This is a genomic window from Mycoplasma seminis (assembly GCF_030718845.1).
Taxonomy (GTDB): Bacteria; Bacillota_I; Bacilli_A; order Mycoplasmatales; family Metamycoplasmataceae; genus Mycoplasmopsis; species Mycoplasmopsis seminis.
Map to the genome: position 1 here is coordinate 859109 of NZ_CP132191.1, position 14858 is coordinate 873966.

General features: G+C 28.9%; 12 protein-coding genes. 8 read left to right on the forward strand and 4 right to left on the reverse strand.

Going from position 1 to position 14858, the window contains the following annotated elements; genetic code table 4:
• Positions 1-63 precede the first annotated feature (63 nt).
• Positions 64-894 carry an MAGa3780 family membrane protein gene (locus Q8852_RS03600; RefSeq protein WP_305937815.1) on the reverse strand — a complete coding sequence of 277 codons (831 nt, stop codon included), beginning with the start codon at positions 892-894 and terminating at the stop codon, positions 64-66.
• A gap of 71 nt (positions 895-965) precedes the next feature.
• Between Q8852_RS03600 and Q8852_RS03605 the strand changes: the two genes are divergently transcribed.
• From Q8852_RS03605 to lgt, 7 genes are all read left to right on the forward strand, one after another.
• A complete protein-coding gene (locus tag Q8852_RS03605) occupies positions 966-1181 on the forward strand; it encodes a TM2 domain-containing protein (RefSeq protein WP_305937816.1) in 216 nt (71 codons plus the stop codon).
• 140 nt (positions 1182-1321) lie between these two features.
• Positions 1322-2155, forward strand: a complete 834-nt coding sequence (locus Q8852_RS03610) for an ABC transporter ATP-binding protein (RefSeq protein ID WP_305937817.1) — start codon at positions 1322-1324, stop codon at positions 2153-2155.
• A 2-nt stretch (positions 2156-2157) separates the two neighbouring features.
• Positions 2158-3612, forward strand: a complete 1455-nt coding sequence (locus tag Q8852_RS03615) for an ABC-2 transporter permease (protein ID WP_305937818.1) — start codon at positions 2158-2160, stop codon at positions 3610-3612.
• A gap of 165 nt (positions 3613-3777) precedes the next feature.
• Positions 3778-5790, forward strand: coding sequence for an excinuclease ABC subunit UvrB (gene uvrB / locus Q8852_RS03620; RefSeq protein WP_305937819.1), 2013 nt, complete (start codon positions 3778-3780; stop codon positions 5788-5790).
• Entirely contained in the window at positions 5790-8633 is a 2844-nt protein-coding gene (gene uvrA, locus Q8852_RS03625; RefSeq protein ID WP_305937820.1) for an excinuclease ABC subunit UvrA, read from the forward strand. Before uvrB ends, uvrA begins: the two co-directional genes overlap by 1 nt.
• A gap of 114 nt (positions 8634-8747) precedes the next feature.
• Positions 8748-9689, forward strand: a complete 942-nt coding sequence (gene hprK / locus Q8852_RS03630; protein WP_305937821.1) for an HPr(Ser) kinase/phosphatase — start codon at positions 8748-8750, stop codon at positions 9687-9689.
• Positions 9682-10659 carry a prolipoprotein diacylglyceryl transferase gene (gene lgt, locus Q8852_RS03635; protein ID WP_305937822.1) on the forward strand — a complete coding sequence of 326 codons (978 nt, stop codon included), beginning with the start codon at positions 9682-9684 and terminating at the stop codon, positions 10657-10659. The genes hprK and lgt overlap by 8 nt, the downstream gene beginning before the upstream one ends.
• Before the next feature lie 118 nt (positions 10660-10777).
• Here lgt and Q8852_RS03640 read toward each other — a convergent pair whose 3' ends face one another.
• Genes Q8852_RS03640 through Q8852_RS03650 form a run of 3 tightly spaced genes read right to left on the reverse strand, consistent with a single transcriptional unit; the run spans position 10778 to position 12183 of the window.
• On the reverse strand, positions 10778-11215 hold the full coding sequence (locus tag Q8852_RS03640; RefSeq protein ID WP_305937823.1) for a hypothetical protein: 438 nt from the start codon (positions 11213-11215) through the stop codon (positions 10778-10780).
• 9 nt (positions 11216-11224) lie between these two features.
• On the reverse strand, positions 11225-11656 hold the full coding sequence (locus tag Q8852_RS03645; RefSeq protein WP_305937824.1) for a hypothetical protein: 432 nt from the start codon (positions 11654-11656) through the stop codon (positions 11225-11227).
• Between the two features lie 2 nt (positions 11657-11658).
• On the reverse strand, positions 11659-12183 hold the full coding sequence (locus tag Q8852_RS03650) for a hypothetical protein (protein ID WP_305937825.1): 525 nt from the start codon (positions 12181-12183) through the stop codon (positions 11659-11661).
• Positions 12184-12367: 184 nt separating this feature from the next.
• Between Q8852_RS03650 and Q8852_RS03655 the strand changes: the two genes are divergently transcribed.
• Positions 12368-14662 carry an SGNH/GDSL hydrolase family protein gene (locus tag Q8852_RS03655; RefSeq protein ID WP_305937826.1) on the forward strand — a complete coding sequence of 765 codons (2295 nt, stop codon included), beginning with the start codon at positions 12368-12370 and terminating at the stop codon, positions 14660-14662.
• Positions 14663-14858: the final 196 nt, after the last annotated feature.

The window sequence follows — 14858 nt, forward strand, 5'->3', positions numbered from 1 at the left end:
TTTAATTATATTAAATTATGCAATTTATATATAAAAAACAGTTCATAATTGAACTGCTAATTCTTAGTAAACCTTTCAAGGCTGTGTAGTAGTATCATACTTAATTTTTAAAGCATATTTTCAAGCAAATCCTAACCCTGGTGTAAGGAAGAATCCAACTACAAAAATCACAAAATTAAGTAACACTACAATACCAGTTGAAGAACCTTTGTAAAATAGTGGTTGTCTAAAGTTTAAGAATTTATAGACTACTAATTTACCTGCGTCATAGATGTTTTTGACTCCTGCAACTGTAGCAAATTGATTTGCAATTGGTTCTCCGATGAAAAATACTATTAATGCGAAAGCTCAATAAGCTACCATTACCACACTCGCAAGTCAAATAGTAAGTTTTGTAACTTGAATTTTTTTACGATTTAAAATCACAAAAACAAAACAAATAAGCGGATTAATAAAATGCACGATTAATGAATCAAAAAATACATCAGCTTCAAAATGTTTAAATGAAGCTGGGAAAATTAATGTTCAAAAAACAATAAAAGTAATTGTGATATATGTATTTGCTAAAAATAAGGCTCTTTGATGTAATCAATGTTTTGGATAAATAGCAAATAATACTAAAGTTATTCCTACAGTTAAATTACTAATCCAAGTAAATGTTCCAGTTACAGATCAAAAGTTTGGTAGTATTTTAGGCATGTTGTCTGTTTTAATTAATACTTCTTTTTCTTGCTCACTTAATTTTGCAATTGATTCTTGCATTTTATTTGAAATAATTCCTCATTTTCACAAGGTTGCGATAAAAATAAGTAATATTACACAAATTCCAGCATATAGTGTTGCTTTCCTAAGTTTATCTCAAGTATGAAAAGTTGTTTTTCTTGTTTGTTCCATACATTAATTATAAAAGGAGATACTAAAAAGTAATATAATTTTATTGAACAAAAATTAATTAAGGAGTTAATATGCAAAGTTCAAATAAAAGCAGACTTGCTTTAACATTGCTTTCATTCTTTTTAGGTGGATTTGGAATCGATAGATTCTATGCCGGAAGAATTGGATTAGGAATCGCTAAATTATTAACAGCCGGAGGATTAGGAGTTTGAGCACTTGTAGACTTTATTTTAGCTGTCTGCGGTGCACAAAAAGATTCTGAAGGTAGATCAATTGATAAATGATAAAATTCATATTTAATGCAATCATAATAGGTTGCATTTTTTATTATTTTTAACCAAAAGTGCCTTAAAAATAGACTTTTTACACAACTTATTTAATAATATAAAAGCTAATATTAATATATAATTAAATTAAGGAATGCTTTATGAATGAAAATATCAAAAATGTACAAAAAATTTCAAAAGAATTTTTGCAAGAATTGCAACAGCAATCTAATAAAGTCGAAACTTTTGAAGCAGTTAAAACATTAGAATTTGACTTAGAAAAATTAATTAGTATTAATGCTGTAGATAAAGAATTTAGTTTAAAAAGAGCTAAGAAATTTAAAGCAGTAAATAATATGAATTTAACTTTATATCAAGGGCAAAATGTTGCATTATTAGGCTCAAATGGAGCTGGTAAAACTACTACTGTTGAAATGATAGTAGGTATTTCAAAACCTACTAAAGGAGAGATTGTATATCACTTTGAAAATGAAAAATCAAATACTAATTCATTAATCGGGATTCAATTTCAAGATTCTTCTTATCCACAAGGTTTAAGTGTTAGCGATGTGATTAAATCTATGCAAAAAATTTACGGTAGCGCACTAGGTCAAGAAGATATTGATAACTTAATTAAAATTTTTGGAGTTGATGAATTTATATTTAATAAAGCTTCTTCTCTTTCTGGGGGTCAACAGCAAAGATTAAATGCGTTACTTTCAATAATACACTGTCCAAAATTAATTATTTTAGACGAATTATCCACTGGTTTAGACATAAAGATAAAATCTCGTTTAATTCATTTTATTAAAAAGTTTGCTATCGCAAATCAATCTAGTATCTTGTTAATTTCACATGATATTAATGAAATTGAATTAATTGCAGATCGAATTATAATAATGCACAAAGGAAGAATTATTTTAGATCAACTTAAAGAAGATGTTATAAAGAATTTTGGATCAGTAGCAAATTGTTTGGATAAATATATAGGATAAATATGAAAACATTAAATAAAAAAGCTAGAGTTAAAAGCAAAACAGAAACGAGCTTTAACGGAATTTTTGCATTAATAAACATTCATTTTTGAAAAGCCTTTGTTGGTCCATTTTTCGCTTTTGGTTATCCAATTATTTTCATTCTAATATGTGGATTGATCTTTAATTATCCTATGATTATTTCGTCTTCATTAACCATTGGTCCAGTAGCAATTGCTTGCGTTTCCTTACCAACTGCAATTTTTGAGTTTAAGAAATCTACATTATTAAAAAGAATCGGTGCAACTAACATTAAGCCTTTAAGATTCTTACTATATGTAGCATCATATTATTTCATTATTATGCTTTTTAGTGGTTTATGAACCTTACTATTTGCTGTTATTATTTTTGGTCCAAATTATTTTAATGAAGGAAAAGTTGTTTATGAACAAATGATAGGTGGAACACAATATAACATTACTTTAAGTTCGCTCAAAAAACTATTTGGACAAATCGAAATCTGAGGATTAATTTATTCTTTATTTACCTTAACCTTAGTATCATTAGCTGTTGGATTATTTATAGTTTCTGTTTCCAAATCTATTTTAATGATTCAAGCTATCGGTTCAACTTTATTAATTATTTCTATGTTTTTAACTGGACAAGTATTCCCAATGGTAGCTGTATCAGAAGTTAAAGGAATGTGATGATTATCATATTTAACTCCTTTCAAATCGCCAATAACACAAAACAAAATGGCTTTTGAAGGTAAAGCTGCACTTTCATATTTAGCTCAAATAAATAATAAAGAAGTTAATTTCGGACTTAATGGAACAGAACTATATACTGTTGGTGATTTAGAAGCTTATTTAGAATCTATTGCTAAATATACAGCGGTTTCAAAAACATATCCAATTATTCAAGGTGAAGGATTTGCTTCTCAAATAAATGAACTGCTTCATAAATTAAATAATATTGCTGGTAAAGAATACACTAGCATAGCATTTGAAAAATATAATATATTTAATGTTTCAGATTTATATTGTTCAATTAATACTTTAAAATCTTATCAACCCTTAATAGTACCTAGTGAAGTTGTAATTCAACAAAGTGTTGCGCATAGTTTAGAAGAAGTGTTAAATAATAATGCTTCAGCAAAAGATTTCATTACAAACTTAGTTATTTCACCAAAAGAAAATGGAAGTGAAGCTAAACTTGTTCAAGATTTAATTAGTAATGTAACTTTAGATACATTAAATCAAAATGCTCATCAATTAACTGAATTAATTATGAAAAGATCAGAATTTAAAAACTTATCTAATTCATATATTATGTTAGCAAGTAGCGGTGTAACTACTAAAGACCTCTTATACATAGGGTCAAAAGCCGAAAATATAATTAACTTCATTTTACCTTATGCATGAAGTATTCTATTAATCGGATTATCAGCTAAATCATTTAGATGAAGTACACGTTAATTCGTTAATTCAACTAATAAAATCTAAATCGTACAGTGGTGTGTTTATAATCTGTACGATTTTTTGCTTTAAATTGCAAAAAGTGCAAAAAAAATATTTTTTAGCATATTTATAATGCTTTTTATACTTAAACAATATTTAAAAAATAATATAATTAAGGAACTTATGGGAATATTTAAATTACATTCAAATTATCAACCAACTGGAGATCAGCCTAAAGCAATTCAACAGTTAGTTGAAGGAATTAAACACGGAGATAAAGAGCAAGTCCTTCAAGGGGTTACTGGTTCAGGAAAAACATTTACAATCGCAAATGTTATTAAAGAATTTGACCGCCCTGTTATTGTGCTTTCTCACACCAAAACATTAGCTTCACAACTCTACAGCGAATTAAAAGGATTCTTTCCTGAAAATGCTGTGGAATATTTTATATCTTATTTTGATTATTATAGACCTGAGGCTTATATTCCTTCAACTGATGTTTATATTGATAAGGATTCTCAAACTAATGAACAAATTGAAATTTTAAGACTTAGTGCAATTAACTCACTTATGACTAGAAAAGATGTTATTGTAGTTGCTAGCGTTAGTGCAATTTATGGTGCACTTAATCCTGAAGTTTATAAAGATTCTTTCTTCAGATTTTTTCAAGGTCAAGAAATTTCAGTTAAAGAATTTACTAATAAATTAATTCAAATCAAATATGACCGTAATGATACCACTCAGGAACCTGGAGATTTTACAGTAAAAGGTGATAACATTATTATTCGCCCAGCCGATAATGAAGAAATCGCAATTCGGATTTCTTTTTTCGGAGATGAAATTGAAGAAATCGCTGAAATCGATCCACTAACTAAAGATGTAATTAAGAAACATAAAATCTATGTACTTTCACCCGGAAATGCTTATGCTACTGAAAACACTGTTTATGATGAAATAATTCCAAAAATCCAAAAAGAACTAGATAAAAGAATTGCATATTTCCAAAAAGAAGGAAAAATTTTGGAAGCTTCTAGAATTTCTCAAAGAGTTCATAATGATATGGATGATATGAAGGAATTTGGGATTTGCAAAGGTATTGAAAATTACTCTATGTATCTAGATGGTAGAGATTTTGGTCAAAGACCTTATACTATACTTGATTACTTTCCTAAAGATTCTTTAATGTTTATTGATGAATCCCACAAACTTATCCCACAAGTTGGTGGAATGTATGCTGGTGATAGAAGTAGAAAAGAAAACTTAGTTGATTATGGATTTAGATTACCTTCGGCCCTTGAAAATAGACCTCTAAATTTTGATGAATGAGAAAATGCTTTTGATTTTCAAAAGATTTATATTTCAGCTACACCTAGAGAATATGAATTAAATAAATCTGAAGGAAAAATTGCAAAGCTTTTTGTTCGTCCTACTGGGTTAGTAGATCCTGAAATAATCATTAAACCAACTAAAGATCAAATTCAAGATATTTATGATACTTTAATAAAACAAAGAGAAAGCAATTCTCGAACCTTAATTTTAACTTGATCAAAAAAACAAGCAGAAGCCTTATCTACTTATTTACTTGAAAAAGGAATTAAGTCAGCTTATTTACATTCAGACTTTAATACTTTTGTTAGAAATGAAATTCTTAGAAAACTCAGAAAAGGAACTTATGAAGTAGTGGTCGCAATTAACTTACTTCGTGAAGGGATGGATATACCAGAAGTTTCTAAAGTAATTGTGCTGGATGCAGATAAAGAAGGATTTATGCGGAACGCTGAAAGTTTAATCCAAATTACTGGTCGGGCAGCTAGAAATGCAAATGGGCAAGCTATTTTTTATGCAGATAAGATAACTCCAAGCATGCAAAAATGTATCGATGATAATAATGAAAAAAGAGCTATGCAGCTTGAATATAATCGTATTCATAATATAGTTCCTAAAACTATTATTAAGCCAATTCCTGAACCGATTGAAGGTCATGATATTTCAAATGCAATTGAAGCTATTATTAATAAATCACAAAATAAGGGTAGAGTTACTAAAAAAGAAAAACAAAAAGCAATTGATGAAATTAGAAAACAAATGGAACAAGCCGCAAAAGAGCTTGATTATGAAAGAGCAATTAAGTTAAGAGATATCTTACTTGAATTAGAAATTGATGAAAAAAATAAAGCAATAGAGGAGGAAGAATAATGCATAAAGAAGATTTATTAATTATTAAAGGTGCTAGAGAAAATAACTTAAAAAATATTGATTTAACAATTCCTAAAAATCAACTTATTGTATTTACAGGGCTTAGTGGTAGTGGTAAAAGTTCTTTAGCCTTTAATACTATTTATGAAGAAGGACGTAGAAGATATGTTGATTCGCTTTCCTCATATGCTCGTATGTTTTTAGGTGGAACTAAAAAACCTGATGTTGATAAAATCGAAGGTCTTTCTCCTTCAATTTCAATTGAACAAAAAACAGTACATAATAACCCTCGTTCTACAGTTGGAACAGTTACCGAAATTTATGATTACTTCAGACTTTTATTCGCTCGGATTGGTAAAGTTTATTGTCCTAATCATAATATTGAAATTGCTTCACAAACTACTAAAGATATTTTAAATTCTTTATATCAACTACCCGAAAATAGCAAATTAGTAATTTATGCACCACTTGTAGATAGTGAAAAAGGTGCACATGCTAATTTACTGGATAAACTTAAAAAAGAAGGATATCTAAGAGTTAAAGTTGATGGTGAAATTTTATTATTAGAAGATAAAATTCAATTAAACAAAAATCAAAAGCACTCTATTGATTTACAAATTGACCGTGTTGTGCTTAATGAAGCCAATTACAATAGAATTGCTGAAGATATTGATGCAGCAACCTTGTATGCAAATGGATTAGTTAGTGTACAAAATATTGAAACTAATGAAATATTTAATTTTTCTAAAACTCACTCATGTATTTATAAAGATTTTAATATGCCTAAAATTGAAACTAGATTATTCTCATTCAATGCTCCTTATGGAATGTGTGAAAGCTGTAAAGGGCTCGGAGTAGAGTTTAAAGCAGATTTTGATTCAATTGTTCCCGAGCCTTGAAGAAGTATCAAAGAAGGTGCAATTAAATATTTTGAAAATACAATTAATACACAAAATTTAGAATGACAAGAATTTGAACAATTACTTAAACATTACAACATCCCGCTTGATATAGCAATTGAAGATTTACCTGAAGAAAAAGTAAACATTATTAAATACGGAAGCTATGAACCAATTGCTTATACATTAGTTTCATCATCCAATAATGTAACTCGTAGAGATAGAGTTATCGAAGGAATTCTTACTAAAATTCAACGTATGTATTATGAAACTTCTTCAGAAAGAATCAGAGAATGATTGAAAAAATACATGGGATCATTTGAATGTTCTGTATGTAAAGGTTCAAGATTAAATCAATCAGCTCTTGCAGTAAGGGTTAATGGTAAAAATATTTATGAATTTACTCTGCTTTCAATTGAAGATTGTTTAAACGAAATACAAAATCTTGTAAATTCTTTAAGTGAAAGTGAAAAACAAATTTCTAACTTAATTACTAAAGAATTATTAGATCGTTTAGGATTCTTAAAAAATGTTGGTTTAGATTATTTAACCCTAAGCCGTAATGCTGAAACACTTTCTGGTGGTGAGGCTCAAAGAATTAGACTTGCTACTCAAATTGGTTCAAACCTTACCGGAGTGCTTTATGTTCTTGATGAACCTTCAATTGGATTACACCAAAAAGATAATTTAAAACTTATTGAAACCTTAAGAAAAATGGTGGATATCGGAAACACTTTAATTGTGGTTGAACACGATGAAGACACAATGTTTTCGGCTGATTATATTGTGGATATCGGACCACAAGCAGGAATTCATGGTGGACAAATAGTTGCTCAAGGTAAATTAGAAGACATTATCGCAAATGAAAATTCAATTACTGGAAAATACCTTTCCCATGAATGAAAAATTGAAGTTCCATTGTATCGTAGAAAAGGAAATGGAAACGAAATTATTATTAAGGGTGCAAGAGAAAACAACCTGAAAAATATCGACGTAACCTTACCTCTAGGTAAATTAGTAGGTATCACTGGTGTTTCAGGTTCTGGGAAAAGTACTTTAATTAATGAAATTTTTGTTCGTGGTATTCAATATTCACTCGGATTAATGGAAGGATTAAGCCACAAGAAAGCTAAATTTAAATCTATTCAAGGCTTAAGTAATGTTGATAAAGTTATTGCAGTAAATCAATCTCCAATCGGAAGAACTCCGAGATCAAATCCAGCTACCTATACAGGTGTATTTGATGATATTAGGGATATATTTGGTAATATAGCTGAATCTCGTGCTAGAGGATATACAAAATCTCGTTTTAGTTTCAATGTCCCTGGCGGAAGATGTGAAAAATGTTCTGGAGATGGATACATTAAAATTGAAATGCACTTTTTACCCGATGTTTTTGTGCAATGTGATCAATGTGATGGTCAAAGATATAACCGTGAAACTCTTGAAATTTTATATCACAAGAAAAACATTTCTCAAATTCTAGATATGTCTGTTGAAGAAGCACTCGAATTTTTCAAACACAAAGCTAAAATAGTTGAAAAATTACAAATCTTAAATGATGTTGGACTCGGATATATTAAACTAGGTCAAATGTCAACTACACTTTCAGGTGGTGAAGCACAAAGAGTTAAACTTGCTACCTATTTACAAAAGAAGCCAACCGGTAAAACTGTTTATGTACTTGATGAACCTACAACTGGACTTCATACCCATGATGTTAAGAAATTAATTGCTATTTTAAATCGAATTGTTGACGGTGGAGACACTGTGGTAGTCATAGAACACAATTTAGATGTAATTAAATCTTGTGATCACATTATTGATTTAGGGCCTGATGGAGGTATTCACGGAGGTCAAGTGGTTGCTCAAGGAACACCTGAGCAAGTTGCTCAATCACCAAAAAGTTATACTGGAGAATTCCTTAGAAAAATCCTTTATTAGTCGTTGCAATGCAACGATTTTTTTACTAAATTCGCCTTGATATTACCTAAAATTTATGTTTATATAAAAAAATTAAAAATATATAATTAAATAAATATTTAATTAAGGACACTTATGAGTAAAGATAAAAAGAAAATAAATGTTAAAAAGATAATTGACTTCTTTGACCTCAAGTTAATTAATGGTAGAGATGTTGAATTAGAATTTAATGATATTTATCAACCCGCTATCAAAAGAGTTGGTCTTGAACTTGCTGAACATTTTGAAAACGATCGTTTATCTAAAAACGTTATCGCTTGAGGTACAGCTGAATCAACTTGATTTTCACTTATTGGTAAAAAGAAAGCTTGTGAAGCAATCGAATGGGTTTTTAGACGTAAACCTCCGCTTGTAATCTTATCTAAAGGATTTAATAAGCCTGCTATCAACTGAGTTATTGATTTAGCTAATAAATACAAAATCCCAGTTGCATTAGTTAGAATGTCAACTTCTTACATTTCAACTAACATTGGTTCATATTTAAATAACTACTTTGGTGAAATGACCCAAGTACATGGTACATTAGTTCTTATAGGTGGTACTGGTGTGCTTATTACCGGAGAAAGTGGAATTGGTAAATCTGAAGCAGCTTTACAATTAATCCAACAAGGTAGCGTTTTAGTTTCTGACGATGCTGTGTTAATTAAAGATAACGGAAATATCTTTATTGGTTCTTCACCTGCAATTACTCGTAATTTCCTTGAAATCAGAGGGATTGGTTTAGTAGACATTACTCAACTTTATGGAGTGTCTTCTGTTGCAAAATCCTCAATTATTGATTTAGTCATTGAATTAGTTCGTCAAGAAGGTAAAAATGATTTTGACCGTCTGGGAACTGATTATTTAGAATACCCAATTTTTGGTAGAAGCATTAAAAAAATGCAAATACCTATTAAAGAGGGTGGTTCAGCAGCTTCATTAATTAAAGCTGCAGTTAATACTTATTTAGCTCGTAATGCAGGTATGAATGTAGTAGATATGCTATATGAAAGAGCACAAAAGGAGAACGATGAATAATTTACCTTCATATTTACCAAATGCTCCGATAGCCGAAGGAACTCCAACAATTCTATTCACTGTAGGTAATTATCAAATGCACTTGTATTCATTGATGATTATGTTTGGATTCTTATTCTCTATTTTAACTGTATTCTTTTTCTGATACAAAGAAGAATGAGATCTAAATATCCTATTTGTGCTAATTATAATTACAGTACCAGCAGGGATTTTTGGTGGTCGTTTAGGTTATGTAATTGAAAGATTGATTTATAATCCACAAAATCCATTTCCAGGTTCGCACTGGTATGCCTTGTGAGAAGGGGGAATGAGTATTCAAGGAGGGGTTATTTTAGCCGCTGTCTTGGATGCTATGTATTTATATACTAAAAGAAATTACGTTGATTTAAGAAAATGTTTTAGTTACATTTTACCAGCAGTTTTAGTCGGACAATTCGTTGGTCGTTTCGGAAACTACGCTAACCATGAGGTCTATGGAAGAATTGATTGAGATGGAAGCAGTGTAATTAGTCTCGGTCATACATTTGCTGATAACATGTATATTTCTGATGCAACCACTGATGCTTTAGGACTTCCTGGGGCTTATAGATATCCTTTATTCTTATATGAAGGTATCGCTAACTTAGTTGGGTACGTTTTACTTTGCTGAGTATTTAATTACTTTGGAGTATTTAAACCTGGAGCTACAGGAGCATTATATTTAGTTTGATATGGTGTTACTCGTGCTGCAATGGAACCACTTAGAGAAGAATCATATGGACTTTACTCAGTAGTTGCTATTATCTTCATTATCCTAGGGGTATTAATCTTTATGTATTATCAATTCTTTGGTAGAGTTAAATATATTAAAACTTGAGAAAAATACAGATGAACATACCAAATGAAAGATAAAGAATGATATTCAAATTATGTATATAGAACAAGCTTAAGAAATGTATTATGTTTCTTAAGAACCAAAGATAGATATTAATGCAAGTCAATTGCATTTTTATTTTGCAAAATAAGACTATATATCAATCTATTACTCCTATTGTTAAGCAAAATTAGGAAAAATAAAAGTTGACAATTGCTTGTCAACTTAATGCCTCTTATTCTTTTGATTCTTCTTTTTCTTCAACTACTACAACAACTTCTGGATTGTTAAATATTCTTTTAGCTTGGCTTAATCCAACTAAAGCTATAATAGCCCCAATTGGTCCTGTGATAAATGTAAGCCCGAATCCTACTCACATTAAAGTTCTTGCTGATAAATAATTAGGATCATTGCATTCGATTGTTGCAGCTAAAGCTGTAAATACTAAAGCTAAAATACCTACCACAAAAATTGCAATTCCAATTATTCACACAAACGCTAAGAAAATTAAAGAAGCACCAGTTCCTGGAGTACCTGATACAGCACTTGTTGATACTGAACTTATGGTAACTGCTGCAAAAATAACATAAATAAGGACTTCAATACAAGCTAGCACAATTGCAGCAATCCACATATTCATAGCAGTAGTGATTTTTTGAACATTTTTATTCATAAATACTCCTTAAAAAATTTCAGGTTGTTTTTGCATAAAGACTTTTTTAGCTTTAACAAGTCCTACTAAAGTAATAATATTACCTATAAAACCTATTAAGAATGAAAGTCCAAATCCAATTCAAATTAATGTTTTTGCATTGTTATATTCAAATGATTTATCTGGTAAAGTAGCAGATAAAATTACATAAATAACTGCAGGTATTAATACTGCAAAATAAACTAATGAAAATACACTGGTTGCAATTACAAATGCGACCATTTTACTCATTAGTGCATCAATATCACCAGCAGTATCACCCTTAGAACTTGCAATAGATAATGCATATCCTATATAAGATACAAATAATGGTATTACTATAAATAGTGATAATACCCCTAGTACAAGTAATGCTATTTGTAATCCAATAGCTGTGTTAATTTTTTTAATATTTAAATTCATTTCTATCCTTTAAAATATGGGTCATTGTTAAATCCTTGATTTTGCCCATTATATTGTGCATTATTTCTAAAGTTAGGATTATTCATTGGATTGTATTGTCCTTGTTGGTAGTACATATTTGGTGAATATGTAAATTGTCCAGTAATAACTGCTCTTTTAATTTGGCTAAGTCCAACTAAAACAAGAATAAATCCAATTAATGGGATGATGAATAATAAAATAATTCCCGCAATTGTCACACCTTTTCCGGATTGTACCGGTATTGAAGCAGCAATACATGTTTTGATAAATGCAACTAATCAAGCAATTGACACCGCAATTATAAATAAACCGTAAATTACTATTCCGACAATGTGTGTAATATCTTGTGTTCATCAATTCAACAATCATTCTAACTTGAAATCCATGTTCCCGACCAATATTCCAGGTAAAAAGAAAAATCCAACAGTAGCAATTGATACAAAAATTGATATTACTACATAAGCTATCCAAGCCTTCTGAGCTGATTTAACTTTTTCTAAATACATTGTTCCTCCTTGTTATATATACTTTGTATATATTGCACATTAATATTATAAAAAATTTTGCTAAAAATAGTGAAAACTATTCCATTTTGTGGAAATGATGTGGAAAAAGCATTTTTTAACCAATATAGGACTAATCAGTAATTTTTTAGGTAAAAATTAAGGTAAAATTTTAATGGAGTCAAATATGAAAAAAAGTGATTTATTAATTAAAGCTCTTGAAATGCTTGGGAAAGTTTTATCAGACAAAATTGAAAAAGACCGCATTGAAATTGAGGGAAATATCCGTCAAAAATACAATTTAGTAATCGAGGATAACTTAAGCAATTTAACTAAAGAAACTTCTGCAAACTTAATTAAAAAAGACGAAGAAGTCTATTACATAGCCTTAGGTGATTCTATCACTGCTGGTTTTGATGGTTTTATTGATAAGGATTATCCAGGTCAATTTCAAGATGGAAAAGTTGTTAACGGGAGTTCATTAGGAAGCTATTTTGCTGAAATATTAAATAAAACTAATAAATTAAGTTATTTTGCAAACTATGCAGTTTCCGGAACTAGTATAACTGATTGAATCAATTATTTAGAAGAGGATGTAACTAAAGTTGATCCACATAATATTGTGGCTGATGCTTTAAGTAAAGAAGGTTATACTCGTGATGAAGTTATGCAAAATATTGCAAAAGCAAACTTAATTACTATTACCATTGGTGCAATGGATTTCTTTTATTTAGTATTTTGATATATCTTTAATAATCACACACAAGAACTATTAGATGCAATCGAAACCAATACTGGTTATGAAATCTTTTATGACTATGTCAAAACTGGATATGATGAAATTATGTCAATAGCTACTAGCAACTTACAAAAATTTGTCGACCGCATTAAGCAATTTGCTTCTCCAAATGCAAATATAAATATCATTTCTTATCCAGTTCCGTTTTTAATGTTGCAGCAAGCATTAGACAAACATATTTTTAAAGTGCAACAAACAGTTTTAAAAACTAATACATTAGAAAATATTATTGGTCTACTTAATAACAACTTAAAGGAAATCAGTTCAAAATCTGGTCTTAACTTCGTTTCACTTTATAATAATCAATATTGACATCAACATGCTAGTGAGTTATCCGCAATTTATTATGATATTCACCCTAATTATCGTGCCTATAAAAAAATGGCTATGGATCTTTACATCAAACTTTCAACTAAGGAAGTTAATATCTCAAATTTAGATATTTATGACTTTAACAAAATATTTTGAACTAAAGATTATAAGTTTTATAAATATCAATTAGAACCAGTTGATAATTTAGCCGATATATTCAGTGAAACAACTGAAGGATTTTTAGATAATTTAAATGATTTCGATAAAGCAATGCTACCAAAAAGAAATTATAAAAATTATCCAAAACGCCTTACTCAGTTCACTGGATGAATTACAGCAAGTGCAAAAAATATTTCATATAATATTTTTGAAACTGACTTATACAAAATACTTGATAAAGATAAATTATTACTAAATTACATTAACAAGCACACTGAATTAGAAAAGCTAGTTAATGAAATTATGCAAACAGGAATCAAATCCGAATTACTTAGCGATGTATTAAACAAATTACAAGAAAGTTTAGATGGATTAATTAAATCAAATCACACTGAATTAAATGATATTTTTAAAGCTATCACACATATATTAAAAAATAAAACCTTAATTTTTAAATCGCTTTATGCAGTATTAAATTCAAGCTTAATTAACTATGACAAAGCGGAATTAATCAAAATTCTTAATATTATTTCATTCAACTTAGCAAGTTATTTAGCACCTAAATTAATTAGTATTATTTGCAATTTAACCATTGGTGTAGCTAAACATTTAAATTACGATTATGAACAAGATATTATTGAATTTAAACAAATACTAACGCAAAAGCCTTTAATCAATTTCTTCACTGATGATATTCCAATGATAGTAAATAGTATTATTGAGGAAATTATTCTTAATAACAAAGATATTAAATCATATCAAGGCCTTTTAAACGCATTAACTAGTTCAGGAAGTCGTCAACAATATGCAAAATTCTACACTGACAGCTCAATGTATGCTTTAAAATGAATTCGCTTATGATTCGCACAAGATATTTGCTATAAAACTTCTATGAAATTAATTCAATATTTTATTTCAAAAGCAACTGATAAAAAATTCAGTGAATCTCAAATTCAAAACTTAATGCAAGATGTTCTTGCTATTGTACTTTCAGATGATTACTTACTCAAAACTCTTGATGTAATTAACGTAATTATTAGATTAGTGGTAAAAAACATAATTAAAAATAATAATTTAGCAGATTTTAGTGCAAATTTAAAAATTTCGCTATTTAAGAATAGAAAAGTTCGTAATTATGTTTTCTTTGTCTTTAGAAAGTTAAAATTCAAGAATAAATCCACGCTTATTAAGCTCATTTTCAAACTTATGTAAATTTAACTCTCGAAATTGAGAGTTTTTTTATTTTGTTTCCAACTTGATAATATCTTTTTTACTAATATTCCTAGCACATAGACTTTTTAGTATTTTGGTTTTTTGAAATTACATAGAAAAAATAGCATTTAATAATCAGCTTAATATGGAAATTTCTTTGAAAAATTCTTTTTAATTTAAGTACATTTATCCTGCA